This window comes from Mesorhizobium sp. B2-3-11 (assembly GCF_006442215.1).
GTDB classification, from domain to species: domain Bacteria; phylum Pseudomonadota; class Alphaproteobacteria; order Rhizobiales; family Rhizobiaceae; genus Mesorhizobium; species Mesorhizobium salmacidum.
On the sequence record NZ_VFVS01000043.1, the window covers coordinates 1 to 1,494 of the forward strand.

Annotated in this window: 1 protein-coding gene; it reads right to left on the minus strand. The window is 60.2% G+C overall.

Annotated elements, in window-relative coordinates; all coding sequences use genetic code 11:
• On the minus strand, positions 1–1,494 hold a 1,494-nt coding region (locus FJ960_RS29655), incomplete at both ends, for a hypothetical protein (protein WP_210243304.1).

The window sequence follows — 1,494 nt, forward strand, 5'->3', positions numbered from 1 at the left end:
TTGCCCGAAGACAGATAGATCGACGTCTCGTTGCCGAAACCGCTGACACTCACCGAAACGTCCATCCCGTCGCGCAGGGTGAGCGCGGAGGGACCGGAACCGTTCACATAGGTGAGCCGCACCTCATCAACGCCCGCCAGAACCGACGGTCCATTCAGGTCGAAGCTGCCGTTCCCAAACAGCGCCAGCACGTCATAGCCACCCCCAAGGTCGATGCTGTCCGTGGGGTTCAGGCTCGGCGCGGTCGATATAACCCTCGTATTGAGGATCGATGGTTCGAGATTGTCGGCTCCCTCCGTTAGGGTGGCATGGGCCTGTACGACGGGCGCAATGTTGCCGATCTGGTTCAGAGCTGAACTGACAGCGGCATCAAGCCCAACGCCAGTATATGAATTGACGACAGTACCGATTTGGCCGGGGTCATCTGCCGCGGTGGCCAAGGCATCGGAAGCTCTGCCTTGGGCAACAAAAGCCGTGGCAGTGGCGTTTGTGACCAATTGCGCAGGCGTTGAAGCGGTCGCGGCGTCGTCCGCCAATGTTTGATTGCTGGCAACCACGACCTCTTCAAGCGCCTGAAGGAGATCGGTATCCAGAGCAACAGTCGCAGCACCGTCAGCAATGGCATCGATCGTCGATGAACTCGTCAGGTCAAGGATCTCCCCCGCCCCAAGACCCAATATCTGGTTTGCAATCGCCGAAAAAACATTGCTTGCGGCGGCATCCTGATCTCCGCCGGCGCCAGCAATCGCGGCCGCGACCATACTGACGGTGTTCAGGACGGAAATGCCAGCCAGGAAGGGATCCGCGTTGTCCTGGAAAGCTGCCGTGATGGGATCGAGTGTCAGGAGATCGATACCCGGCGCAAGGCCTAAAGCGCCGCGCACCAGTGCTTCGGCGGCTGCGACGTCCAGATTTGAAGTCGGATCATTGACCAGAAGCGTGATCAAAGTTGTCAACGGGCTAACAACCGCTGACCCGGACGGTGCTCTCAGCTTTCCAATCAGGACTTGGTCGGTCGACGTATCTGTTCCCCCAACGACAACAAGGTCTCCTGATCCGCCCTGGAGTACAAAGTGCCCGAAGTTGTCAGTAACTGCCGAATACTCACCAGAGTCGAATTGGCCGTTGCCGTTAGCGTCGGCAAACACCGTGGCGCCTGATATGTAGCCATCAATGACGTATCCATCCTGAACAGGCGCGACCACCTCGGTCGCCGCACTGATCAAAGACTCTGCCGTGCCGTGGCCGTCGGTGTAGCTCGCCACCACGCGAACCGTCGCGCCGACATCGGCATCGCGCAGCGCATAGGTCGTGTTCGTCGCCCCGCCGATGTCGACGAAGCTGGAGCCGGTGTGGCGCTGCCATTGATAGCTGATCGTGCCGAGCCCGTCGGCATCAGCTAGGGTGTTGGAGGCCGTCAGCACCTGGTCTTCCGTCGCCACGCCGGCGACCGTCACCGAACCGGTCGGGGCATCGTTGACGTTGGCGATGGCC